This is a genomic window from Micromonospora chalcea, assembly GCF_028768405.1.
In the GTDB taxonomy this organism is placed as follows: Bacteria; Actinomycetota; Actinomycetes; order Mycobacteriales; family Micromonosporaceae; genus Micromonospora; species Micromonospora chalcea.
Window position 1 is genome coordinate 1,704,757 of record NZ_CP118233.1, and the last position, 24,072, is coordinate 1,728,828.

Below are 24,072 nucleotides of genomic sequence, written 5' to 3' on the forward strand. Positions count from 1 at the left end.
AATGCAAACGGTTGCGCCCGTGTCAACGGTCCATTGTTGCGGCTCGATTGCGGCGACGGTCCCGGTGGGCGCGCGAAACCTCATCAATGCGGATGGATAGGGCGGCTTGACCGCCATCCGTTGACGACGTATCCATCGTCGTGGTTTCTTCGGCTGCAAACCTTTGCAGCCGACTGCCGGGGAGGCCACGTCATGTCACCACCGGCCCGGGAACGGGTCCGCCACGCCCTGGTCGGCGCCGGGGCGCGCGCCGAGATGTTCGTCCGCGCCCTGGCGCTCGACCACGCCGACACCGCCGAGCTGGTCGCGTTCGCCGACGTCAACCAGACGAGGATGGACGCGCACAACCGCTGGCTGGCCGAGCTGGGCCGGTCGCCGGTGCCCACGTACGCCGCCGCCGACTTCACCACCATGCTCGTCAAGGAGCGCGTCGACGTGGCGCTGGTGACCAGCGTGGACGCCACCCACGACGAGTACGTGACGGCGGCGCTGCGCGCCGGCTGCGACGTGATCGTCGAGAAGCCCATGACGGTCGACGCGGAACGGTGCCGCCGCATCCTGGACGCGGTCGCCGAGACCGGCCGCCGCGTCACAGTCGCGTTCAACTACCGCTACAACCCGCTGCACGAGCAGGTCCGGCGGCTGCTCGCCGACGGCGCGGTGGGCGAGATCGGGTCGGTGCACTTCGAGTGGCTGCTCGACGTGCGCCACGGTGCCGACTACTTCCGCCGCTGGCACCGCGACAAGTCCGTCTCCGGCGGGCTGCTGGTGCACAAGTCCGGCCACCACTTCGACCTGGTCAACTGGTGGCTGGACGCGCGCCCGGTCGAGGTGCACGCGTACGGCAGGTTGTTCTTCTACGGCGCCCACGGCCGCCGGCACGGCTACGCCCGCGACTACGACCGGGCGCACGGCTCCCCCGCCGCCGACGGCGACCCGTTCGCGCTGCGCCTGGCCGACCACCCGCGACTGCGCGAGCTGTACCTCGACGCCGAGGCCGAGGACGGCTACCACCGCGACCGCAACGTCTTCGCCCCCGGCGTGACCATCGAGGACGACCTCGCGGTGCTCGCCCGCTACGACACCGGCGCGACCATGACCTACCACCTGACCGCGTACGCCCCCTGGGAGGGCTACCGGGTGATGGTCAACGGCAGCCGGGGCCGCCTGGAGCTGGAGGTGACCGAGAGCGACCACGTCAGCCCGTCCGTCGCCGGTGCACTGAAGGGCGCGGCGCTGCACGGCGACGAGGCCGCCGTCGAGCGGGGCGCGGCCCGGCTCACGCTGCGCCCGTTCTGGGCGCCGCCGGTCCAGATCCCGGTCGAGGGCTGGACCCGGCGCGGGCACGGCGGCGCGGACACCCGGATGACCCGGGTGCTGCTCGGCGGCGAACCCGACCCGCTCGGCCGGGCCGCCACCGCCCGCGACGGCGCGCTCGCGCTGCTCACCGGCCTGGCCGCCAACCGCTCGCTGGAGACCGGCGCGCCCACCCGCGTCGCCGACCTGCTCACCCTGCACTGACCGAGGAGCCCGCCCCCGTGCCGATCATCTCCCCCAGCGATCTGCTGCTGCCCGCCGAGCCCGGCCTGCGTGCCCTGGCCCGCGAGCTGTACGCGCTCGCCGCGCAGCAGCCGATCATCTCCCCGCACGGGCACGTCGACCCCGGGCTGCTGGCCGACGACCAGCCGTTCCCCGACCCGGCCCGGCTGCTCGTCGTACCCGACCACTACCTGACCCGGATGCTGCTCAGCCAGGGCGTACCCCCGGCCGACCTGGGCGTGCCCAGCGTCGACGGCAGCCCGGTGGAGACCGACGGGCGGACCATCTGGCGGCGCTTCGCCGCGCACTGGCACCTGTTCCGCGGCACCCCGTCCCGGCTGTGGCTGGAGCAGACGTTCCGCAACGTGTTCGACGTCGACACGCCGCTGGGCCCGGCCACCGCCGACACCGTCTACGACGCGCTCGCGGCGCGCCTGGCCGAACCGGGGTTCCGGCCCCGGGCGCTGTTCGAGCGCTTCGGCATCGAGGTGCTCGCCACCACCGAGTCGCCGCTGGACGACCTGGGCCGGCACGCCAAGCTCGCCGCCGACGGCTGGGGCGGGCCGGGCGGGCGGGTGGTCACCACGTTCCGCCCTGACGACGTGGTGGACATGGAGTTCGGCAACTGGGCGGCAAACGTGGACCGGCTCGCCGAGGTCTCCGGCGAGGACACCGGCACGTACGCCGGATACCTGGCCGCGCTGCGGGCCCGGCGGGAGGCGTTCGCCGCCGCCGGGGCCACCTCGACCGACCACGGGCACCCGACCGCCCGTACCCTCGATCTCAGTCCGGCGCAGGCCGCCGCGCTCTACGACAGGGGCCGGCGCGGCCTGGCCGACACGGGCGACGCCGAGGCGTTCCGGGCGCACATGCTGCTGGAGTTCGCCCGGATGTCGCTCGACGACGGCCTGGTCATGCAGCTGCACCCCGGTGCGGTGCGCAACCACAACCGGTGGCTGCACGCCCGGCACGGCCGCGACGTCGGCGGGGACGTGCCGCAGGCCACCGAGTACGTGCACGCTCTCGCGCCGCTGCTGGACGCGCACGGCAACGACCCGCGGCTCACAGTGGTGCTCTACACGCTCGACGAGGACACGTTCACCAGGGAACTCGCCCCCCTGGCCGGCGGCTACGCGGCGCTGCGCCTCGGCGCGCCCTGGTGGTTCCTGGACTCCCCCGAGGTGCTGCGCCGGTTCCGCGAGGCGGTCACCGAGACGGCCGGCTTCTACAACACCGCCGGGTTCGTCGACGACACCCGCGCGTTCTGCTCCATCCCGGTACGCCACGACGTGGCCCGCCGGGTCGACGCCGGATTCCTCGCCCGCCTCGTCGCCGAGCACCGGATGACCGGGGACGAGGCCGCCGAGACGATCGTCGACCTGGCGTACCGGCTGCCGAAGCAGGTCTTCAAGTTCGGAGGTGGGCCTTCATGACCACAATCGTCGACGTCGAGGTGCACGACGTGCGCTTTCCCACCGCCGCCAGCGGCGACGGGTCGGACGCGATAAACCGGGGCGACTACTCGGCCACGTACGTGGAGCTGACCACCGACGGCGGGCCGACCGGCACCGGGTTCACGTTCACCAACGGGCGGGGCAACGAGATCACCTGCGCGGCGGTCCGCGCGCTCGCCCACCACGTACGCGGACGCACCGTCGCCGAGATCGCCGCCGAACCCGTCGCGTTCTGGCGCTCCCTGGCCGCCGACGTGCAACTGCGCTGGCTGGGCCCGGAGAAGGGCGTGATCCACATGGCCACCGGCGCGCTCGTCAACGCGGTCTGGGACCTGCGCGCCAAGCTCGCCGGCAAGCCGATGTGGCGCCTCCTCGCCGAGATGCCCACCGACGAGCTGGTCGCGACTGTCGACTTCCACCACATCACCGACGCGCTCACCCCGGACGAGGCGGCGGCCATCCTCGACAAGGGACGCGACGGCCTGGCCGACCGGCTCGCCGGGCTGGAACGCGACGGATTCCCCTCGTACACCACGTCGGTGGGCTGGCTCGGCTACCCGGACGAGCAGGTGCGCGCGCTGACCCGCGACGCGTACGCCGCCGGGTGGCGCGCGATGAAGATGAAGGTCGGCGGGCGGATCGAGGACGACCTGCGGCGGGCCCGGATCATCAGGGCCGAGATCGGCCCGGACGCGCTGCTGATGATGGACGCCAACCAGGTGTGGGACGTGGACGAGGCGATCGCCGCGATGGGCGTGCTCGCCGAGGTCGACCCGTACTGGATCGAGGAGCCCACGCACGCCGACGACGTGCTCGGCCACGCCCGGATCGCCCGCGCGGTCACCGAGCTGACCGGCGGACGCTGCCGGGTCGCCACCGGCGAGGTCGCCGCCAACAAGGTCATCTTCAAGCAGCTGCTCCAGGCCGAGGCGATCGGCGTGATGCAGATCGACGCCTGCCGAGTCGGCGGCGTGGACGAGGTGCTCGCCGAGCTGCTGCTGGCGGCGAAATTCGGCGTGCCGGTCTGCCCGCACGCGGGCGGCGTGGGCCTGTGCGAGTACGTGCAGCATCTCGCGATCTTCGACCACCTGCGGGTCGGCACGAGCCTGGACGGCCGCATGGTCGAGTACGTCGACCACCTGCACGAGCACTTCACCGACCCGGTCCGCACCCGGGGCGGGCGCTACCTGCTGCCCACCGTGCCCGGCTACAGCGCCACCATGCGCCCGGAGTCGATCGCGCGGTTCCGCTTCCCGGACGGCCCGGCATGGCGCTGACCCCCGACCGGCTCGGCCTGGCCACGCTACGCCACCTGCCGCCGGAGTCCCGGCCGCTGCTGCGCCCCGGCACCGTGCCGGCCGGCATCGTCCACCTCGGCGTCGGCGCGTTCCACCGCGCCCACCAGGCGGTGCACACCGAGGCGGCGGTCGGCGCGGCCGGCGGCGACTGGGGCATCATCGGCGTCGCGCCGCGCAGCACCGACGTGGTCGACGCCCTGGCCGCGCAGGACTGCCTGTTCAGCGTCACCACGCTCGCCCCCGACGCCGCGGCCACCCGGGTGGTCGGCGCGCTCGCCGGGGTACGGCACGCCGCGAGTGACCCGGACGCGGTGGTCGGCCTGCTCGCCGACCCGGCGATCCGGGTGGTCACGCTGACGGTGACCGAGAAGGCGTACCGGCTCGACCCGGTGACCGCAGCGCTGACGGTGGACGCGGACCTGACCGCCGACCTCACCACCGGCCGTCCCCCGCGTACCGTGCCCGGTCTGCTGGTGCGCGGGCTGCTCGCCCGCGCCGCCGCCGACGCCGGGCCGATCGCGCTGGTGAGCTGCGACAACCTGCCCGCCAACGGACGCCGTCTGCGCGGGCTGGTGGAGCAGTGCCTCGCGCTGGCCCGGGTGCCGGACGCGAGCGCCGAACGGGTGCTCACCGCCGTCACCTGCCCCGGCACCATGGTCGACCGGATCGTGCCGGCCGCCACCGACGAGACCCGGGACACCGCGCGCCGGGCGCTGGGCGTGACCGACCTGGCGGCCATCGCCGCCGAACCGTGGTCGCAGTGGGTGATCGAGGACGACTTCCCCGGCGGCCGACCGGCCTGGGAGCGGTCCGGCGCGGTGCTCACCGACGACGCCGGCCCGTGGGAGCGGCTGAAACTGCGGGCCCTCAACGGCGTGCACTCGGCCACCGCGTACCTGGGCGCGCTCGCCGGCGCGGAGACGGTGGCCGAGGCGCTGACGCTGCCGCACCTGGAGGCGGTGCTGCGGCGGCTGGTCGCCGAGGACATCACGCCGAGCTTCACCCCGCCGGCCGGCGTCGACGTGAGCGCCTACGGCGAGCAGGTGCTCGCTCGCTTCGCCAACCCCGCGATCCGGTACCGGACGACGCAGGTCGCCATGGACGGCTCGCAGAAGCTGCCGCAGCGGGTGCTGCACACCGTCGCCGACCTGCGGGCGGCCGGCCGGTCGGCGCGGTGGAGCGCGCTCGTGGTGGCCGCCTGGCTGCGGTTCCTGCTCGGGTACGCCGACGACGGCCGGCCGCTGCCGCTGGACGACCCGCTCGCCGACCGGCTGCGCGCCGCCCTCGCCGCCGGAGCGCACACCCCGGCCGGGGTGGTGGACGCGGTCTTCGCGCTGCGCGAGGTGTTCCCGCCCGACCTGGCCGCCGACGACGAGTTCCGCGCCGACGTGACCGGCTGGCTCACCGCGCTGGAACGCCACGGCGTCCGGGCCACGCTGGCGGACGCCCGGTGACCGGGAGCACGCCGGGCGGCGCCCGGTGAGCGCCGGCGGGCCGCCACGGGTGGCGTTGATCGGGGCGAACGGGCACGGCCGCTGGCACCGCCGGACCATCGCGGAACTGCACGCGGCCGGGCGGGCGCGCCTGGTCGCGCTGGTCGACGTACGCCCGCTGGATGCCGAACCGGACGCGCCGGTCCCGCCGGAGGCGGCCGTTTTCACCGACCACCGGGCCATGCTCGCCGAGTCCCGGCCCGACGTGGTGGTGATCTGCACGCCGCCGCACACCCACCTGCCGATCGCGCTCGACGCGCTCGCCGCCGGGGCGGACCTGCTGCTGGAGAAGCCGCCGGTGCTCGACCTCGCCGAACACCTGACGCTCACCGCCGCCGCGGACGCCGCCGGCCGGGCCGTGCAGGTCAACTTTCAGGCGCTCGGCTCGGCCGCGCTGACCGAACTGACCGGCGCGCTCGGGCGGCTCGGCCCGGTCACCGGCATCGCCACACTCGCCGCCTGGCAACGCCCGGACGCCTACTACGCCCGCTCCCCGTGGGCCGGGCGACGAACCGTCGACGGCCGCCCGGCGCTGGACGGAGCGCTCGCCAACCCGCTCGCCCACGCGCTCATGCAGTGCCTCGCCGTCGCCGAATCGGTCACCGGCGCACCCGTCCGCCCCGCCCGGATCGCCGTCGAGCGCTACCGGGTGCGCCCGATCGAGGTGGACGACACCACAGTGCTGCGACTGACGCCGCACGCCGGGCCGCCCGTGCTGGCCGCGCTCACCCTCGCCGCCGAGGAACACGTACCCGGGGAGGTGCTGGTCACCGGCGAGCGGGGCCGGGCGGTGCTGGAGTACCCCACCGACCGGCTGCGGCTACCCGGCGACGACACGCCACGCCCGGTGCCCGGCCGCCGGGGGCTGCTGGCGAACCTGCTCGACCACCGCGCGGACGGCACGCCGCTGATCGCGCCGCTGGCGCGTACCGAACCGTTCACCGCGGTGCTGGACGCGCTGCGGGACGCGCCCGTTCCGACGCTGCTCGACGGGGACCTGGTGCGCGTGGCGGGCGACGGCCCGCAGCGGGTGCGGATGGTGCGGGGCGTCGGCGCGGTGCTGCGGGCCGCCGTCGAGACCGGCGCGCTGCCGTCCGAGGCGGGCGTGCCGTGGGCGGTCGAGCCGTACGTGGTGGACCTGCCCGCGCAGTGAATGTCCCTCCAGGAGAACGGAACGAGTCATGCGTACCCGAACCGCAGTCGTCGCGGCGCTGACCGCCGCGCTCGTCCTCACCACCGCCGCGCCCGCGCCGGCCGCACCTGGTGAGCCGTCCCGGGCCGCCGAGCTGATCGGCCGCCAGGCCCTCGCCGCGAACGACGGCTGGGCCGCCGCCGGCACCGGCACCACCGGCGGGTCGGCCGCCACGCCGGAGCGGGTGCGCGTCGTGCGTACCCGGGCCGAACTGGTCGCCGCGCTCGGCGGCAACAACGCCACGAACGCCACCGACGCCACCTCCAAGATTGTGTACGTGGCCGGAACCGTCGACGGTTTCGAAGGCCCGGACGGCACGCCGCTGGACTGCGCCGACCTGGCCGACCCCGAGTACTCGCTGCAGGCCTACCTGGCCGCGTACGACCCGGCGACCTGGGGGCGGACGAACCCGAGCGGGCCGCTGGAGGCCGCCCGGGTGCGGTCGGTGGCCAACCAGACCCGGCAGACCCAGATCAACGTCGGCTCCAACACCACGATCATCGGGCTGCGCGGCGCCCGGCTCACCGGCCTGACGCTGATGATCGACCGGGTCGACAACGTGATCGTGCGCAACATCGAGTTCGTCGACGCCCGGGACTGCTTCCCCGCCTGGTCCCCCACCGACGGCGACACCGGCAACTGGAACTCCCAGTACGACCAGATCTCCGTACGGCGCAGCGAACACGTCTGGATCGACCACAACACGTTCACCGACGGCGACAACCCGGACAGCACGCAGCCCGTCTACTTCGGCCGGCCCTGGCAGGTGCACGACGGCTCGCTGGACGTCACGCACACCGCCAGCCTGGTCACCGTCTCCTGGAACCGGTTCACCGGCCGGGACAAGGTGATGCTGATCGGCTCGTCCAACACCGTCGGGCCGGACGTGGGCCGGCTCGCCGTCACCGTGCGGCACAACCTGTTCGACGGCACGCTGCAACGGCTGCCCCGGGTGCGGTTCGGCCAGGTCGACGTGCACGAGAACCACTACCGGCTCGGCGGGCCCGGCTTCGAGTACGCCCTCGGCGTCGGCGTGCAGTCCGCGCTGTACGCGGAGAACAACTTCTTCACGCTCACCGGCGACGCCGGCCCCGCAGACCTGCTGTACGACTGGGGCGGCACCGCGCTCACCGAGCGCGGCAGCTGGGTGCGCCAGGGTGACCGCCTGCCCCGGCCGGTGAGCCTGCTCGCCGCGTACAACGCCGTCCACGACCCGGACCTCGGCGGCGACGCCGGATGGACGCCGACGCTGCGCGCCGCCCGGCCGATGCCCGCCCCGCTGGTCCCGCTCGTCGTCGACGCCTTCGCCGGCGCCGGGCGGCTGCCGCTCTGACCTGCGCCTGAGCCCGCACGCGTACCGCCTCGACGCCGCCGGCGTGACCGTCCGCTCATCCCGCGCCGGCGTCCCCTCCGGGGGGCGCCGGCCCGCCGCCGTTGCCGCCCTGCCGGGCCGCCGGCTGACACGCCGCCCCCGATGCGCAATGATCACGTTTGACGGACAGCGCCGCCGGGGGAATGAATCGGCGGTCACCGGGGACAACAGGGTGAGAATCGGGCGGTGACAGCGCGAGTGGGCGCCCAGGTCCGGGGACGGGCACGGGACGGAGGGCCGGACGTGACGGGTGGGACATCCGGCGACGTCGGCCCGGTCCTCACCATCGAGCTGCCGGCCGACCCGGGCCGGCTCGCCGCCACCCGCGAGCGGCTACGCGGCTGGCTACACGCCCGGGGCGTCAGCGAGTGGGACGTCGAAACCGTCCTCATCGCCACCGGCGAGGCGTGCGCAAACGCCATCGAGCACGGGTACCGCTTCGCACCGGAGGGGATCACCACGCTGCGGGCCGAGCTGCGCGGCGACCGGCTGGAGATCGAGGTACGCGACCAGGGCGGCTGGCGGCCAGCCGACGGCGACGAGAGCGGCGACCGGGGACGCGGGCGGCTGATCATGGCGCGGGTGATGGACGAGGCCACCATCGTCGGCACGCCCGAGGGCACCTGCGTACGCCTGGTCAAGCGCCTCACCGACGACGTGAGCGGCCCGGCGGGCACCGGATCTAGCGAAGATCAGCTATAAGGGACGCATGGAGTTCCCCGCGTACCTCGCCACCATGCCGATGCACGCGATCACCGAGATCCACGGTGAGCCCGGCCTGCTGGCCCGGTTCCGGCTGGAGATCGAGGCGTTCGACGAGGCCGACCGCGACCGGCTGACCGAGGCGCTCGACCTGGCCGCCGACCTGCACCGCGACGACCGGCGGGTACGCGAGCCGTACCTCAACCACCTGCTGCGGGTGTCGATCCGGCTGATGCACCACTACCAGGTGCGGGACGTGGACGTGATCGTCGCGGGGCTGCTGCACGACGCGGTCGAGGACCATCCCGCCGAGCTGGCCGGGCTCGACCCTTCGGCCACCGGGCCCGACGTGACCTCGGCGGCGCTCGCCGCGCTGTCCGGCCGGTTCGGGTCGCGGGTCGCCCGGCTGGTCGCGGCGGTCACCAACCCCGAGTACGACCCGGGGCGGGACCGCGACGAGCAGTACCGGGAGCACGTGGCGGCAAGCCTGGAACGGGAGCCCTGGGCCCGGGTGATCAAGGTGTCCGACTTCACCGACAACGGTGTGGGTGTGATCCACACGGTCGGGCCGAAGGTGGCCCGCGCCGCCGCGAAGTACCGCCCGCTGGTGCCGGTCTTCCGCGACCTGGTCGCCCGCCCGGACACACCGTTGTCGCCACCGGTCAAGGAGCACATCCTGGCCCAGCTCGACCTGGCCGAGGAACGCTTCAGCGCCATCCTCGACCACCCCACCTGACCCCCACCCCGCCCCGTCGATCATGAAGTTGACCGCCGGGAGAGCGCTCCCCGCCCCCGCCAACTTCATGATCACCACCCGCCCTCGCGGCGTTGGTCAAGGAGTTTGGGTCGCCCCGGCGGCCTGATTCGGACACAAACTCCTTGATCACCGCCCCGGTCGGCAGGCCGGGTGAGGGTGACGGGTGCGGGTGGTGGGATCAGCCGGTGGCGGGTGGGCCGGCGAGCCGTCCGCCGAGCACGGCGGCGACGCGGTCGCGCAGGGCGGGCAGCCGGTCCGGGTGGTCGTGCAGCACCACCCGCAGCGTCTCGTGGCCACCGGCGGCGACCGCGCCGAGCACGTCGAGCAGCGTGCCGAGCTGCGCGGGCGGCTCGTCGGCGAGCAGGTACGCCGCGTCGGTCACGACCACTGTCAGCGGACCGGCGTCGAGGCGGTCGGCGAGCGCGTCGGCCAGGGCGTCCCAGTTACGGCCGTACCAGTCGGGCAGGTCCAACGCACCGGCCAGCGCCTCGTGCAGCCCGGCCCGGGTGCGGCCGGCCACGCCGGAGACCGGCACACCGTCCGGCTCGGACGGCGCAAAGTCGTACCCGAGCCAGGCCGGCAACCGCGTACCCATGATCCGTCCTTTCCCGACGGCGCCGGCCGGGCGTCGGGAGCCCGGCCGGCGTCGAGGCTGCTCAGAGCCGGTAGAAGTTGGCGTAGTGGTCGGGTGAGAACCAGGTCGCCCCGGTGCTCTTGTTGACCACGATCCGGTACGCGTCCCGGGAGGCGTTGCAGGCGCGCGGGTAGACGTCGTACTCGTAGTAGGTGGCGCCGGAGGGCAGCTGTCCCTCGTAGTTGTAGAACCGGCCGCCGGCGAAGTTGCACTGGCCGCCGCTCCACGAGTACCAGCCGCGGCTGGTCGGGAAGCTCTTCGCGGACCAGCCGGACCGCGCGGTGCGCGCGTCGGCGCAGCGGGACTGGGTGCAGGAGCCGTAGACGGCGGCAGCGGCCGGTTCGGCGAGCCGGGTGGAGACCGTGGCGGGGGCGACGAGCGCGGCGGCGGCCACGGCGGCGACCAGGGCGGACGCGGCGAGGGCGCGGCGTACGCGGGTGACGGCGGCGCGGAACGGGGTCAAGGGATCCTCCTTGAACGGGACGACAGCGCATCGACCGGCGTTGATGACCGGTCGACGCTCAGTCTGTCCGGGATCCTGCCCCCGGTACAGCCCCGATCCGGCGACGAGGCCCCGAACCCCGCGTGAACACACGGCGGCGGGTGCGGACGGACGACAGGGGCCGCCCGTCCACACCCGCCGAGTGGAGCTAGTGCGAGAACGCCTGGAACTCGGCGATCCGCACGTTCTGCGCCTGCGGGCTGGCGGTGGCGCAGTCGGTCGCCGCCCGCGGGTCGTCGTCCTGCTCACCGGCGTAGTCCGGCGCGCCGGTGCACTGGTTGGTCAGCACCTCGACGCGCAGGTGCGTGGCAGTGGTGCGCGGGATGTCGAACGATCGCATGATCAGCTCCGGCGCCCGGGGACGCGGCGCCACCGACGGGAAGGCGTCCGGCTTGCTGGTGTAGACCGGCCGGAAGTCCGCCGCGTCGGCGCACGTCACCGGCCCCTGCGCGGTGCACGCCAGCACCCGGAACTGCCGCAGCGCGGAGTACCGGCTCTGGGTGCCGGCGTCCGCGTCACCGGTGACGGGCGGGCGCAGCATCGCGCTGACCTGCACCCGGCGTACCTGCTGGACGCCGCCGGCCAGGTCGACGGTGACCTGCCGGCCGGCGACCGGCGCGCCGAGCGAGGCCCAGTTGGTGGCCTCGTCGTCGTCGACGATCTGCGGCAGGTTGATCCCGTCACCGGCCACTGTCGCGCCGGTGGTCGCCGAGGCCAGGTTGGGTCGCAGCTTCACCGGCAGCGTCCGGTTCTGGCCCGCCTTGATCGTCACCGGGCCGATCCGGGTGTGCCCGTAGCCGGGGGCCCGCACCACGAACTCGTACGTGCCGGGCACCAGGTCCACCCGGTCGGTCAGCGGGGTCGCCGCGTCGGTGTCCGCGACCGGCACGGCCCGCGCCTGGTAGCGCCCGACGAACAGCTGCGCACCGGCCACCGGCCCGCGCTCGCCCACCGGCAGGAGCCGCAGCGAGCCCTCCCGGGCGTACGGGGAGGTGAAGCCCGGCGTGGGGTCGGGGTCGGTGTGGCCGACGCTGGCCGCGCCCTCCCCCAGGCCGCGCTTGGCGAACGCGTTCCAGAGCAGGTCCTGGTTGGCCCCGCCGAAACGGATCCGGTCGGCGGCGAGCATCGCGTCCCGGGCGTCGACCATGCTGACCTGGCTGACCGCCATCAGCAGGAACGAGTCGAAGACCAGCTGGATCCAGCGCCGGTTGCCGGGGCAGGCGGTCACGTCGCGAGCGCCGGTCGCGCACGCCTTCTGGATCGCCGGGGTGCCGCTGCCCCAGCGGCGCATCATGGCCGCGCGGATGTCGGTGTTGGTGGCGCTCCACACCTCGCCGGAGGCGTGCACCTGCAGGCCGACGAAGTCGTAGTCCAGCGAGCTGTAGTTCAGCGGGCTGTCGCTCATGTTGTAGTTGCGGATGCCCGCGTTCGGGTCCTGCGTGGTGTACTCGCCGATGGTGAAACCGCGCCGGCCGGGCGCGGCGTACCCGTGCTCGAAGAGGTACTCCATCGCGAGCTGGTCGGACCAGCTCTCGCTCATGCCCTGCGGCGTGCTGACCCCGGCGCTCGGGCCGGCGATCATGCGGTTGGTGACCGCGTGACCGTACTCGTGGGCGATCACCGACATGTCGAAGTCGCCGTCGACGCAGGGCGCGTAGAACGAGCCGGCGGTGGGCTGCCACAGGTACATGTTGGTGGTCGGCGCGACGCCGTCCGGCGGGGTGATCTGGTTGGCGTTGTTGCGGGCCGGGAACGTCGGCGGGCCGCCGCTGACGCCACCGGCCTGGGCGTTGCCCTGCTCGGGGTCGTTACCGAGACCGCCGCGGCCGAGGTTGTCCTGCTGCATGTTCCAGGTCTCCTCGGTGAACCCGAGGTGGTACGTCCAGTCGTGCATCCGGTTGTGCATCGCGAACAGGTTGGCCCGGGCCGCGTCGATGTCGTTGGCGCGCGGCGAGGTGAACACCTCCGGGTTGCAGCGCTGCTCCTGCCACTGGTTCGTCCACGGGTACGCGTATTTGCGGTCCGGCCGGGGCGTGGCGGTCTCCGTGCCGACGCTGAACGCGTCGTTGCTGAACCAGTTCTGCACGGCTATCGCGTTGTTGCCCTTGGTCGTGGTGGTGGACTCGCCGGTCGCCGGGTCCACGTCCCAGGCCGGGTGCCCGGGCACGCCGACGACCTCGGCGCAACCGCGCGCCGGGACGGCGCACCACCGCTTACGGGTGTCGACGGAGGACCTGTCGACCCGGGGCGAGTTCGGGAAGACCTCCCAGGACGGGTGATCCGAGGCGTGGTCGATCAGGTCCTCGCGGACCAGCACGGCGCCGTCGCGGGCGTCCACGTAGGTGGAGTAGGCGGCCGGGTCCGCGCCGGTGGTGTCCGCGCCGAGGACCACCTCCCACGCCGCGCGCGGCCCACGGTCCGCGGTGGGCACCGCGACCAATGAGGTACGTATGACCTGCGCGTCGCCGCGGCCGGCATCGGCGATCGCCGCCTTGCGGGCCTGCTCGGCGCTGATCGTGGCCGGGGCCGGCGTACCGGCGTCCCGGGCCAGCGAGGAGCTGACGTGCCACACCGCTTTGTCGCGTACGCCGACCGACAGCATGCCGTCGACGGCGGCCGGCAGATCACCGAAGCGCTGCCGGAACAGCACCGTCGCGCCCTGCCCCATCGGCGCCACGGTCAGCAGTTCCAGCGCGGCGGCGCCCTCGGCGGTCAGGCCCAGCACGTCCCGGTTGGCGGCCACGTACGCGCGCGCGGCGGCGGCCGGGTCGGCAGGCAGGCCGGTGGCCAGGGGCTTGCCGGTGGAGGTGAGCGTGGCGGGCGTACCGAAGTCGGTCCAGCGCACGCGCGCGCCGAGCGCGGCGGCCCGGTCCCGCTGCCGCTCGGTGGCGGCGACGCGGCCCTTGCGGTTGTCGGTGGCCTTGGTGTCGTGCCGGTCGCCCGGCAGGTGGTCGGGTGGCGCCTGGGTACGGGTCTGTTCCCGGGGTGCCGCCTGGCCGCCGCCAGCGGCGGTCAGGACCAGACCGGCTGCCAGCAGCAGCGCGGTGGTCCCCGTCAACGCACGGGATGGTGTGCGCACGGTCCCTCCTGTCATCGTCGAACGGCGATGTCCGTTCCGCCATCCGACCAGGACGATCGACGCGCCGACACCATCCGAACATCCATAAATGTTGCTGCGTCGATTTCTCGATGGCACCCACAGGCACCCCTGGCCGAGCAGTTTCGAGACTCGCTTCTCACCAGACGAGACGCGAATAGATCTTGGTACGAAACGGCCCCTATGAGGGCCCTTTCGTACCAAGATCTCCACAGGTCGGTAGCGTGCCGGACGGGGGCACCCCGGCTTACATCGTCGCGTCGAGGAAGGTGGTCACCGCCCGGCGGAAGCCGTGCGGATTCTCGACCCACGGCAGATGACCGGATCTGGGGAGGCTGACCCGCTCGCAGTTCGGCAGCGCCTTCTCCAGCGAGTCGACGCCCCAGCGGGGACGGATGTCCTCGGGTCCGTCGATGATCAGCACGGGCAGGTCGAGCGTCCGGCACCGCGCCGCGAGGTCGCAGATGCGGAGTTCCTGCTTGACCTCGGCGTTGATCGCCCGGTTGCAGTCGCCGTTGACACCTAGCCTCGGCGTGGCCATGTCCTCGGCGTGCCGCACGGCGTCGTCGGGGTCGGCGAAGTCGGCCGACCACTGCAGGACCGCCCGTTCCCGATCCTCGGCCGGGGTGCGGTCCCGTGCGCCAAGCGCCTCCCACCGATCCAGGTGCGGCCCGAGCCGCCGCCGGAGATTCCGTTCGTAGTGCGGGTGCCAGCCGCGATCGGGGTCGATGCCGGTGCCGGACACGTAGATCAGGTGACTGACCCGTTCCGGGTGGTCGATCGCGTACCGCAGCGCCAGGTGCGCGCCCCACGAGTGGCCCAGCACCGCCGTTCGCGGCCCGGCCAGGCGTTCGCGTACCGCATCGAGGTCCGCGACGAAGCGGCCGGTCGAGTACGGACCGCGCCGCTCGGAGCGCCCGCAACCACGCTGGTCCCACCGGATGACGCGGGCGTGCCGGTCGAGCAGCCGGGCGACCGGGCCGAGGTAGTCCCACATGCCCGGACCGCCGTGACAGAGCACCAGCGCCGCTCCGGCGCCGCCCTGGTCGGCCCACAGGCGACAGCCGTCTTCGGTACGCACATCCCCAGTCATCGCCGACAGTATGGCGAGTCGCGCGCCGGCCGATGAGGGCTTGCTGGGCTGACGCCGGTTACGGCTCTCTCATCCAGGTCTTCGGATCGGTCACGAAGACGCCCTTGCCCTGCTGTCGTCGGATCACCCGCAACGCTTCCAGCCGCGCATACGCCATCTGCACGGTCCCATGACTGACGTCGTAGCGATCGCGCAGCTCAGCGATTGAGGGCAGCTTGTCCCCCGGCTTCAGCTTCTTTCCTCTGACGTCGGCGATCACATCATCGGCGATGCGCCAGTAATCCGGCACTTCTCGCATGGCACTCCTCGCGTGGCGATCCGATTCGATCACACCGCGACTCGCCTAACAAGCAGCGTTGACTCATCTGACATGTCTAGATATGTTGATTCCGGGCCGCTCCTCGCGTGGCAACGAGTTCGGCTCATCCCCCGGTCGGGGCGGGTGCGCGTACCCGTCCCGACCCTCCGGACTGCTCCGCCTCCGTACCGCCGATCCAGGCTGCGGGGGCGGAGCGGGCGGGCCGCCCGCGGCCGCCGTGCGGACGGCCCGCCCCTCCAGACCCACCGCACCTGTCCCCCGCTCCTGGAAGGACCGATATGACGCCGCATCGATCCGGTCGGCTCTACCTGACCGCCCCACCGGCCCGGCTGACCTCGCACGAGGTGCGCACCCGCGCCTTCGACGCCCGCAGGCGCGGCGTCGACCCCGATCAGGTACGCGAGTTCCAGGCCCGGGTCGCCGACGAGCTGACCGAGCTGCACCGACAGGTACGCCTGCTCGCGCAGGAGAACGACAGGCTGAAGCGCGCCCTGCGGGACTGGCAGACCATGCACGCCCGCGAGTGCCGCCCGCCGAACGACGGCCACTGGTAGCGGTGCGCCCGCAACCCGGTGACCTGCTGCGCGTCGACGGCCGAGCGTCCGTGCAGTTCGGCGGCGACCGGGCGCTCACGTTCCGGGTCGTGTCGGTCGGCGCCGAGGTGCCGCACACCGGCTGGATCTGGTTGACCGGCTACGTGCTCGACCGTCGAGGCACCGCGACCGCGAAGCGGGAGATCTTCGTGCAGCTCGCCGGGCTGCGCCGGGCCCGCGAACCGTTGCCGCGCGATCAGTCCTGGGTGCCGGCGAACAGCGTCCAGGCGTCGATCTCGGTCGGCGCGAGGGGCCGCGCCGGCAGGTAGGACGCCAGATCGCGGAAGTCCGCCACGGCGTTGTGCACGCACACCGCGAGCGAGAAGTGCAGCAGTTCGCGCAGCGCCTGCGCGTCGGGCGCGGTGGCGTCGTCGAGCAGCGGACTGCGGACGTCCAGCGCGAACACCACGTGGCAGGCGCTCTGGTCGGCCTTGACGACGCAGTAGTAACGCCCCTCCTCGGCCAGCCGGTTGCGGATGTTCGCCCAGGCCATGGCCCCGGAGATGTCCGGCACGTCGGCGCCGGCCGCGCAGGCCATCCGGAAGACCCAGCGGGCCGGGTCCTCCGGCGACACCGCGCCGTAGACCAGCACCAGGCCACCGCGGTGGAAGACGGCGAAGCCCTGTACGTCGGGGGTGAGGTGCAGGAAGTCCGGAGTCCAGACCCGGTCGTACTGCCGCTCCGCCAGGGACCGCACGTACGTCACGGTCTGGCCGGCGGCGTGGCGAGCGTCTACGCCCATGCGTTCTGGTCCTCCCCCGAAGCATCGCGGAGCCTCACGCTACGAAGCGCTTCGATAACAGATCAAGGCATGCCGATCGAGTTTGGATGGTCGGTCTCGTGAACGGGACCGAACCCGCCCCGAGTCCCACGGATAGGACTACGGGACGGCTCGTCCGATCGGTCAACCGGCGGGGCGGAGCCGTCCGCGCGGCTGCGCGCGTACACCGGTCGCTGTTGTTAGCGTGGATCGCGGACCGCCACGGCGGTCCGGCCACCCCTCACCCGACGGCCCGCGCGCCCCGGCGACGCCGCGGGACGCGGTGCCGCGATCCGGCAGGGAGGGGGTGCGATGACCGCGGTGCCGGAGGATCCGGGGCCGGGCGACCAGCGGCCCGCGCCGCGCAACGGCTGGCGGGTACGGGCGCGGGCGCTCGGCGACGCGGCGCGCCTGCGGACCCGGCGTTTCTGGGACGGCGCGCAGCCCACGCTGCGGCGGCTCTGGTGGACCGAGGAGCCGGAGACGCCGGTGACCACAGTCGACCGGCGCGCCCCGGAGCCGCTCGTGGTGCCGGCGCAGGGCCAGGTGTACGTGTTCCTGGTGCGGGCCACCTACACCTGGTCGTCGGAGACCGCCCGGCCGGAGCTGTTCGGCTGGTACGTCGACTACTTCCAGGCGCAGGCCACGCAGCGGCTGCACCGGCTGGCCGTCCGCTACGCGGTGGAGGTGCCGCCGCACCGGCCGCGTGACCTGCACGCCGCGCTGACGGCGGCGCTGGCCGAGGACGATCCACCGCCCTGGACGTACGCGCGCGGGGAGGTGACGTTCGCCTGCGAGCCGGACGTCACGGTGCATCTGGACGAGCGGGTGCGCCGGCTGCTCCAGCCGTACTGGGAGCAGCGCATCGCGCTGGAGTGCGAGCGCGACCTGGCCCGCCGCCGCGCCGAGTACGCCGACGAGCGGGACCGGCGCGACCGGCAGCCGGAGGCGGCGGGCGCGAGGCCCGCGCCGCGAGCGCCGGACGCCGAGGGGCCGGCGGACCTGTTCCCGTTGGAGCCGCTGCTCCCCCCGCCCGCGCCGCGCCCGGCTCCGGGGCAGCGACCGCGTCCCGGCGAGCCGCAGCCACCGGCAGTCTGACGCGCCGCACGGGCGGACGGCGGCGGTCAGCCCGCTACGGCCGCCTCGTCCGGCCGGGTCCGGCGGGCGGTCAGGTACGCGGCGAGGCCGATCAGCAGCCGTTGGTGCTCTTCTGGTTGCGCTTCAGCCCGTCTGACCAGGTCACGCCCTGCACGACGGCCACCACGACGCTGCCGTTGTGGATCTGCTCGTAGTGCAGGTGCGGGCTGAGGTCGTACTTCGCCGAGGTCGCGCCGACCCGGCCGATGACGTCGCCGCGCTTCACGGTGTCGCCAGTGGCCACGGCGCGCGAGTTGAGGTGGGCGTACCGGGTGCGCCAGCCGTCGCCGTGCCCGATGACGATGGTGTTCCCGTAGCCGGAGGTGGTGGAGTAGTACGACTCCAGCACGGTGCCGGCGGCGCTGGCCACCGTCCGGCGGTTGAGGTCGTCCGGGCTGCCGTTGGCGTCGTAGTGGTTCCAGTCGATGGCGTGAGCCGGGCTGTGCCCGTTCCAGTTGTTGCCCTGCCAGGTCTGGCCGCACAGGAACGGCATCCGGAAGCCCGGCCGGGCGGCCTGTGCGGGCTGCACGCCGAGCATCGCGCCCGCGACGACGGCGGTCGTGAGCAGCGCCGGCACGCGCCACCGGGCGGCGGTGGTCGTCAGCGACATCGTTCCCCTCCTCGCATCGAGTGATCCAGGTCGATGCTATGGGCCGCGTGGAGGTTGGGTAAATAGCTACACGGATGAATACTCGATCAAAACTTTCCTACGGTCAGCCGACCAGGGCGGCGTAGCGGCCGCGCCGGTCCAGCAGCGCGTCGTGGTTGCCGGACTCGACGATCCGGCCGTGGTCGAGCACCGCGATCCGGTCGGCGTCGCGCACGGTGGAGAGCCGGTGCGCGATGGTCACCACGGTGCGGCCCCGGGCCAGCTCGTCCAGCGCCCGCTGGACCGCGCGTTCGGTCTCGGTGTCCAGCGCGCTGGTCGCCTCGTCCAGCACCAGGATCCGCGGGTCGCGCAGCAGGGTCCGGGCGATCGCCAGGCGCTGCTGCTCGCCGCCGGAGAACCGGTGGCCGCGCGAGCCGACCATGGTGTCGTACCCGTCGGGCAGCGCGGCGATGAGGTCGTGGATGCGGGCGGCGCGGGCGGCGGCCTCGATGTCGGCGTCGGTGGCGTCCGGACGGGCGTACCGGAGGTTGTCCCGCACGGTGCCGTGCAGCAGGTACGTCTCCTGGCTGACCACGCCCACGACGGCGGCCAGATCGGCCGGGCGCAGGTCGCGCAGGTCGATCCCGTCGATGGTGATGCGGCCGGCGGCCGGGTCGTGCAGCCGGCTGATCAGCGCGGCGAGCGTGCTCTTGCCGGAGCCGGTCTCCCCCACCAGGGCGAGGCTGGTGCCGGCCGGGACGTCCAGGCTGACGCCCGCGAGGGCGGCGGTGTCGCTGCCCGGGTAGCTGAAGGTGACGTCCTCGATCCGGAGGTGGCCGCGGGCGGTGGCCGGGTCGAGCGGGACCGGGCGGGCCGGCTCGGCGACCTCGACGGGCAGGTCGAGGTATTCGAAGATGCGGGCGAACAGGGCGAGCGACGCGGTGAGCGTGACGCCCACGTTGAGCAGGCCCATCAGCGGCCGGAACAGGTTGCCCTGCAGGGCGGTGAACGCGACGAGCGTGCCGATGGTGAGCGTGCCGGCGGTGCCGGGCAACCCGGCGCCGAGGTAGATCACCGCGGGGATGGCGGCAAAGACGATGCTCATGGCGGCCATCCGCCAGCGTCCGGCCAGCTCGGAGCGCAGTTCCAGGTCGACCAGGCGGGCCGAGGACGCGGTGAACCGGTCGACCAGGGCCGGGCCGGTGCCGAGCGTCTTGGCCAGCCGGACGCCACTGACCGACAGCCCCTCCTCGATGGTCACGGTGAGGTCGGCCAGCTCGCGCTGGCGCTGGGCGGTGATCTCCCGGCGCAGCCGGGCGACGCGGCGGGTGAGCCACAGCGCGGGCGGCAGCACGACCGCCGAGACGAGCGTGAGGCGCCAGCTCAGCGCCAGCATGGCGATGGTGGTGGCGACCACTGTGGTGAGGTTGGCGGCGATCGAGGTGGCGGTGGAGGTGACCACCGCCTGCATGCCGCCGATGTCGTTGGTGATGCGCGACTGGACCTCGCCGGTGCGGGTGCGCACGAAGAAGCCGATCGACTGCCGCTGGAGGTGCGCGAAGACGTCGGCGCGCAGCCGGTGCATGACCTGCTGGCCGACGCGGGTGGAGATCCAGGTCTGGGCGACGCCGAGCACGGCGGTGACGGCGGCGACCGCGACCATGCCCGCGACCAGCCAGGCCAGCAGGGTCAGGTCACGCTCGGGCAGGGCCCTGTCGATCACGGTACGCAGCAGGAACGGCGTGGCCATCGCGATGATCGAGGACGCCACGATGATCGCCACCACGGTGGCGAGCGGGCCGCGGTGGGCGGTGAACAGGCCGCCGATCCGGCGCAGGGACACGTCGCGGGCCTGGGCCTTCTCGGCCGGGGAGACGGTTCGGCCGTCGCGACGGCCGTCGGGGATGCGATCCAAGGGTGCTCCTCATGTGGGGGACAATGCTGAGGTTACCTCAACATGAGGGAACAACACGAAAGCCTGTTACCGTATTCCCCGTGGACGGCAGCGACGAGAGCCTGGCCGAGACGTTCTGGGCGGTGACCCGCCGGCTGCGGCACCAGACCAAGCGCGCGCTTGCGCCGTGGGAGATCAGCCCCGGGCAGGCGCGGGCGCTGGGCGTGCTGATGCGTCACGGCGCGCTGCGTCCCGGCGCGCTCGCCGAGCACCTGCGCATCGCGCCGCGATCGGCCACCGAGGTGATCGACGGGTTGCAGGAGCGCGGGCTGGTCGAACGCCGGCCCGACCCGGCCGACCGGCGGGCCACGCTGGTCGCGCCCACCGCCGAGGGCGAGCGGGTGGGCGCCGCGATCCGGCAGGCGCGGGCCACCGAGGCGGAACGGTTCTTCGGCGCGCTCTCGCCGGACGACCGGGCCGAGCTGACCCGCATCCTGCGCCGCCTGCGCGAGGACTAGATCAGCGGTTTCACCCGATCCGGGTGAGGCGACAGGCCCCGTGGCGGGGAATAGCGCCATCGGGAGGAGGGCCGATGGTCGACGCCACCGAAGAGTTCTTCCGGAGCCTGGGGCAGCGCCGGCAGCGCGGGCTGACAGCGCTCCACGAGGGCAGCGTCCGGTTCGACATCGCCGGTGACGGGTCGGTCGACCACTGGCTGCTCTCCATCGCCCGGGGCGAGGTCACCGCGGCACGGCAGGCCACCGGCGGGGACGCGGTCGTCCGGGCGGACCGGGCCGTCTTCGACCGGATCGCCCGGGGCGAGGCGTACTTCCTGACCACCGTCCTGCGCGGCGAGGCCGAGGTGGAGGGCAGCCCCCGGCTGTTCGCGACCGTACGCCGGCTGTTCCCCTCCCCGCCCGGCTCGCGCCCGGAAGGACACCGGGGAGACGATCATGGGTGACGACCACGTCGGCATCTTCGACGGGACGATCTTCCTGGTCTGCGACCGGGCCGGCGACATCGTCCCGGCGGCCGACGGCACCCACGGCCTGTTCGCCCACGACACCCGCCTGCTGTCCCGGTGGCAGCTCACCATCGACGGCGAGCGGCTCAGCACGCTGTCCATCGACGACATCCAGTACTTCGAGAACCGGTTCTACCTGGTCCCGGGCGCGCAGGACGTCTACGTCAACAGCACGCTCGAGGTGCGCCGCACCCACAGGCTGAACAGCGGACTCCACGAGGAACTGGTCCTGGTCAACAACGACCGGCGAGCCGTCGACCTGACCGTACGGATCGAGGTGGACGCGGACTTCGCGGACCTCTTCGCGGTCAAGGAGGGCACGACGAACCGGGAGGGGCGGCACTACCGGCGGGTCGACGGCCCGCGACTCGTCCTGGGTTACCAGCGCGAACGCTACCGCCGCGAGACGATCGTGTCGGCGACGGCTCCGGCGGAGGTGGACGAGAACGGCCTGACGCTGCGCGTGCACATCGAACCGCACGGCCGGTGGCAGACCCGGCTGACCGCCGAGCCGGACCTCCCCCTGCCCCGCGGGCTGGAACGGCTCAGCCTGCCCGGACGGGTCGAGGGCAACGCCCGGGACAAGCCCGCCGAGCTACGGGAGTGGCTGGACCGGGCGCCGCGACTGGAGACCAGCTGGGGGCCGTTGCAGAACACCTACCGGCAGAGCCTCATCGACCTGGCCGCGCTGCGGTTCAGCCCGTTCCTCGCCGGGACCGGGTGCGTGCTGGCCGCCGGGCTGCCCTGGTTCATGAGCCTGTTCGGCCGCGACAGCATCCTCACCAGCCTCCAGGCGCTGCCGTTCGCACCGGAGCTCGCCGCCACCACGCTCACCGTGCTCGCGTTCCGCCAGGGCAGCCGGATCGACGACTTCCGGGAGGAGGAGCCGGGCCGGATCCTGCACGAGATGCGCTACGGCGAGCTGACCGTCTTCGACGAGACGCCGCACAGCCCCTACTTCGGCAGCGCGGACGCCACTCCCCTGTTCCTCGTGCTGCTCGACGAGTACGAGCGGTGGACCGGCGACGCCGCCCTCGTGCGCGCGGTGGAGCAGGAGGCGCGGGCGGCCGTCGACTGGATCGACCACTACGCCGACCTGGCCGGCAACGGCTACGTCTCCTACGAGCGGCGCAACCCGGTGAACGGCCTGGAGAACCAGTGCTGGAAGGACTCCTGGGACAGCATCTCCTACCGCGACGGCCGGCTGCCGGGCTTCCCGCGCGCCACCTGCGAACTCCAGGGGTACGCGTACGACGCGAAGGTGCGCACCGCCCGGCTGGCCCGCGAGATCTGGCACGACGCGGCGTACGCGGACCGGCTGGAGCGGGACGCCGCCGACCTCAAGCGCCGCTTCAACCACGACTTCTGGATCGACGACGGCGAGTACATGGCGCTGGCGCTGGACGGCGACGGCAGCAAGGTGGACGCCCTGTCGTCGAACATCGGCCACCTGCTGTGGAGCGGCATCGTCGAGGAGCCGAAGGCCGAGGCCCTGGTGCGGCACCTGATGTCACCGGCGATGTTCAGCGGCTGGGGTGTCCGCACGCTGGCCGAGGGCGAGGCGCGCTACAACCCGGTGGGCTACCACGTCGGGACCATCTGGCCGTTCGACAACTCGTTCATCGCCTGGGGACTGCGGCGCTACGGGTACGCCGAGGAGGCGGCCCGCGTCGCGGCCGGCATCCTGGACGCGGCGGCCTTCTACGACGGCCGGCTGCCGGAGGCGTTCGCCGGGCACGACCGGTCCGAGACCCGCTACCCGATCCGGTATCCGACCGCGTGCAGCCCGCAGGCGTGGTCGGCCGGAGCGCCGCTGCTGCTCCTGCGGACGATGCTCGGCCTGCGGCCGGTCGGCGACGATCTCGTGGCCCGGCCGGCTCTGCCTGCTAGCCTCGACTACGTGGCGCTGCTCGACGTCCCCGGTCGTTGGGGGCGGCTGGACGCCTTCGGCAGGAGCACCGCCGCCGGCGGCCTGAGCCGTTACGAGCTGGCGCCACAGCAGCTCTCCGCACCGTGACGGGATCGACATGCAGCGCATCGACTGGGAGCACACCGCGGTCGTGGGCGTCCACTGGCAACCCGAGGTGGTCAGCCCGGACGGCGTCTTCGGCCCGTTCTTCGCCGACCAGGTGGCCCGGCACGGCGTGGCGGCGAACGCGGCACGGGTCGCCGCCGCCGCGCGGGCGGCGGGCGGCCTCGTGGTCTTCACCCGGGTCGCCTACCGGCCCGGCTACCCGGACCTGATCACCAACACCCCGAGCTTCGCGATGATCGCCGAACGCGGGGCGTTCCTGGAGGGCGACCCGAAGACCCGCATCGTCGACGAGGTCGGGCGACAGCCCGGCGACGTCGTGGTCACCGGCACCCGGCTCGGTGGATTCTCCGGCACCGAACTGGACCTGATCCTGCGCGGCCGGGGCGTGCGGACCGTGGTGTTCACCGGCGTCGCGACGAACCTGGCCGTCGCCGCCACCGCCTACCAGGCGGTCGACAACGGGTACCGCATCGTCACTGTCTCCGACGCGTGCACGGCGGCCACCGACGAGCTGCACGAGGCGTACCTGAGCACGCTGGGCCAGCTCGGCGAGATCGCCACCACCGGCGAGATCGCCTGACCGGCCGC

The 24,072-nt window shown here is 73.3% G+C and carries 23 protein-coding genes; 15 read left to right on the top strand and 8 right to left on the bottom strand.

The genetic code is table 11. The annotated features are described in order from the left end of the window. Positions 1–192: 192 nt before the first annotated feature. The 8 genes from PVK74_RS07950 to PVK74_RS07985 all read left to right on the top strand — a co-directional run bounded on the left by PVK74_RS07950 (position 193) and on the right by PVK74_RS07985 (position 9,786). A complete protein-coding gene (locus PVK74_RS07950) occupies positions 193–1,521 on the top strand; it encodes a Gfo/Idh/MocA family protein (RefSeq protein ID WP_274478684.1) in 1,329 nt (442 codons plus the stop codon). Positions 1,522–1,538: 17 nt separating this feature from the next. Continuing rightward, positions 1,539–2,972, top strand: a complete 1,434-nt coding sequence (uxaC, locus tag PVK74_RS07955) for a glucuronate isomerase (RefSeq protein ID WP_274478685.1) — start codon at positions 1,539–1,541, stop codon at positions 2,970–2,972. After that, positions 2,969–4,270 (top strand): enolase C-terminal domain-like protein, encoded by a 1,302-nt coding sequence (locus tag PVK74_RS07960; protein WP_274478687.1) that lies wholly within the window; start codon positions 2,969–2,971, stop codon positions 4,268–4,270. The genes uxaC and PVK74_RS07960 overlap by 4 nt, the downstream gene beginning before the upstream one ends. Beyond that, positions 4,261–5,745, top strand: coding sequence for a mannitol dehydrogenase family protein (locus PVK74_RS07965; RefSeq protein ID WP_210887701.1), 1,485 nt, complete (start codon positions 4,261–4,263; stop codon positions 5,743–5,745). The genes PVK74_RS07960 and PVK74_RS07965 overlap by 10 nt, the downstream gene beginning before the upstream one ends. Positions 5,746–5,770: 25 nt before the next feature. Further along, positions 5,771–6,937: a Gfo/Idh/MocA family protein gene (locus PVK74_RS07970; protein WP_274478688.1), complete on the top strand. Its 1,167-nt coding sequence runs from the start codon at positions 5,771–5,773 to the stop codon at positions 6,935–6,937. Between the two features lie 28 nt (positions 6,938–6,965). After that, a complete protein-coding gene (locus tag PVK74_RS07975) occupies positions 6,966–8,309 on the top strand; it encodes a pectate lyase family protein (RefSeq protein ID WP_274478690.1) in 1,344 nt (447 codons plus the stop codon). 282 nt (positions 8,310–8,591) lie between these two features. Continuing rightward, on the top strand, positions 8,592–9,050 hold the full coding sequence (locus tag PVK74_RS07980; protein WP_104114108.1) for an ATP-binding protein: 459 nt from the start codon (positions 8,592–8,594) through the stop codon (positions 9,048–9,050). 7 nt (positions 9,051–9,057) lie between these two features. Next, complete coding sequence (locus PVK74_RS07985; RefSeq protein ID WP_064445723.1) at positions 9,058–9,786, top strand: HD domain-containing protein; 729 nt, start codon at positions 9,058–9,060, stop codon at positions 9,784–9,786. 199 nt (positions 9,787–9,985) lie between these two features. On the opposite strand, the gene PVK74_RS07990 is transcribed toward PVK74_RS07985, so the two are convergent. The 5 genes from PVK74_RS07990 to PVK74_RS08010 all read right to left on the bottom strand — a co-directional run bounded on the left by PVK74_RS07990 (position 9,986) and on the right by PVK74_RS08010 (position 15,431). Next, a complete protein-coding gene (locus tag PVK74_RS07990; RefSeq protein WP_274478692.1) occupies positions 9,986–10,402 on the bottom strand; it encodes a barstar family protein in 417 nt (138 codons plus the stop codon). Between the two features lie 61 nt (positions 10,403–10,463). Beyond that, positions 10,464–10,904, bottom strand: coding sequence for a ribonuclease domain-containing protein (locus PVK74_RS07995; protein ID WP_030499301.1), 441 nt, complete (start codon positions 10,902–10,904; stop codon positions 10,464–10,466). 187 nt (positions 10,905–11,091) lie between these two features. Further along, a complete protein-coding gene (locus tag PVK74_RS08000) occupies positions 11,092–14,001 on the bottom strand; it encodes a M36 family metallopeptidase (RefSeq protein ID WP_274478693.1) in 2,910 nt (969 codons plus the stop codon). A gap of 286 nt (positions 14,002–14,287) precedes the next feature. Then, positions 14,288–15,133, bottom strand: a complete 846-nt coding sequence (locus PVK74_RS08005) for an alpha/beta fold hydrolase (protein WP_274478695.1) — start codon at positions 15,131–15,133, stop codon at positions 14,288–14,290. Positions 15,134–15,191: 58 nt separating this feature from the next. Then, positions 15,192–15,431, bottom strand: a complete 240-nt coding sequence (locus PVK74_RS08010) for a winged helix-turn-helix domain-containing protein (RefSeq protein WP_064445718.1) — start codon at positions 15,429–15,431, stop codon at positions 15,192–15,194. 299 nt (positions 15,432–15,730) lie between these two features. Here PVK74_RS08010 and PVK74_RS08015 point away from each other — a divergent pair, with 299 nt between their 5' ends. Both PVK74_RS08015 and PVK74_RS08020 read left to right on the top strand, forming a co-directional pair. Then, positions 15,731–16,006, top strand: a complete 276-nt coding sequence (locus PVK74_RS08015; RefSeq protein WP_274478696.1) for a DivIVA domain-containing protein — start codon at positions 15,731–15,733, stop codon at positions 16,004–16,006. Between the two features lie 2 nt (positions 16,007–16,008). Then, a complete protein-coding gene (locus tag PVK74_RS08020; RefSeq protein WP_274478698.1) occupies positions 16,009–16,314 on the top strand; it encodes a hypothetical protein in 306 nt (101 codons plus the stop codon). Here the strand turns inward: PVK74_RS08020 and PVK74_RS08025 are convergent. Next, entirely contained in the window at positions 16,242–16,787 is a 546-nt protein-coding gene (locus PVK74_RS08025) for a hypothetical protein (RefSeq protein ID WP_043323518.1), read from the bottom strand. The genes PVK74_RS08020 and PVK74_RS08025 overlap by 73 nt on opposite strands. A gap of 330 nt (positions 16,788–17,117) precedes the next feature. On the opposite strand from PVK74_RS08025, the gene PVK74_RS08030 reads away from it, so the two are divergent. Further along, positions 17,118–17,903 carry a hypothetical protein gene (locus PVK74_RS08030; RefSeq protein WP_274478700.1) on the top strand — a complete coding sequence of 262 codons (786 nt, stop codon included), beginning with the start codon at positions 17,118–17,120 and terminating at the stop codon, positions 17,901–17,903. Between the two features lie 91 nt (positions 17,904–17,994). On the opposite strand, the gene PVK74_RS08035 is transcribed toward PVK74_RS08030, so the two are convergent. After that, complete coding sequence (locus tag PVK74_RS08035) at positions 17,995–18,552, bottom strand: M23 family metallopeptidase (protein ID WP_082930909.1); 558 nt, start codon at positions 18,550–18,552, stop codon at positions 17,995–17,997. A 103-nt stretch (positions 18,553–18,655) separates the two neighbouring features. Continuing rightward, complete coding sequence (locus PVK74_RS08040; protein ID WP_274478701.1) at positions 18,656–20,446, bottom strand: ABC transporter ATP-binding protein; 1,791 nt, start codon at positions 20,444–20,446, stop codon at positions 18,656–18,658. Positions 20,447–20,526: 80 nt separating this feature from the next. On the opposite strand from PVK74_RS08040, the gene PVK74_RS08045 reads away from it, so the two are divergent. The 4 genes from PVK74_RS08045 (at position 20,527) to PVK74_RS08060 (ending at position 24,064) form a co-directional block, all read left to right on the top strand. Beyond that, complete coding sequence (locus PVK74_RS08045; protein WP_104114099.1) at positions 20,527–20,943, top strand: MarR family winged helix-turn-helix transcriptional regulator; 417 nt, start codon at positions 20,527–20,529, stop codon at positions 20,941–20,943. A gap of 74 nt (positions 20,944–21,017) precedes the next feature. Further along, on the top strand, positions 21,018–21,386 hold the full coding sequence (locus PVK74_RS08050) for an SCP2 sterol-binding domain-containing protein (protein ID WP_274478703.1): 369 nt from the start codon (positions 21,018–21,020) through the stop codon (positions 21,384–21,386). Next, positions 21,379–23,466, top strand: a complete 2,088-nt coding sequence (locus PVK74_RS08055; protein WP_274478704.1) for an amylo-alpha-1,6-glucosidase — start codon at positions 21,379–21,381, stop codon at positions 23,464–23,466. Before PVK74_RS08050 ends, PVK74_RS08055 begins: the two co-directional genes overlap by 8 nt. A 10-nt stretch (positions 23,467–23,476) precedes the next feature. Next, entirely contained in the window at positions 23,477–24,064 is a 588-nt protein-coding gene (locus tag PVK74_RS08060) for a cysteine hydrolase family protein (RefSeq protein ID WP_043323509.1), read from the top strand. Positions 24,065–24,072: the final 8 nt, after the last annotated feature.